Raw genomic sequence first — 324 nt, 5'->3', positions numbered from 1 at the left:
AGCGGGGTTCGCGATGGCGCCGACACGATTTATACCGGTGCCGGTGAAATTCCCGCGGGCAGAAACGATCTCTCTTCCCGTACCGGGCAGCAGGCGGCTTCGCTGGAAGAAACGGCGGCCAGCATGGAACAGCTTACGGCCACGGTGAAGCAAAATGCCGATAACGCCCGCCAGGCGTCACGCCTTGCGCTGGATGCCTCCACGACCGCGAAGAAAGGCGGTAACGTAGTGGAAGGCGTGGTGCGGACGATGGACGAAATTGCCACCAGTTCCAGCAAAATTGCCCAAATTACCAGCGTGATCGACGGTATTGCTTTCCAGACC

General features: G+C 59.6%; 1 protein-coding gene. It reads left to right on the top strand.

Annotated features, from left to right (window positions below):
• A partial coding sequence (locus HX778_RS24985; protein WP_255483531.1) for a methyl-accepting chemotaxis protein occupies nt 1–324 on the top strand: 324 nt, incomplete at both ends.

The organism is Cedecea sp. P7760, from assembly GCF_013386425.1.
In the GTDB taxonomy this organism is placed as follows: domain Bacteria; phylum Pseudomonadota; class Gammaproteobacteria; order Enterobacterales; family Enterobacteriaceae; genus Cedecea; species Cedecea selenatireducens.
The sequence above is the reverse complement of the archived record's forward strand: the minus strand, read 5'-3'. Positions and strand labels throughout refer to the sequence as shown.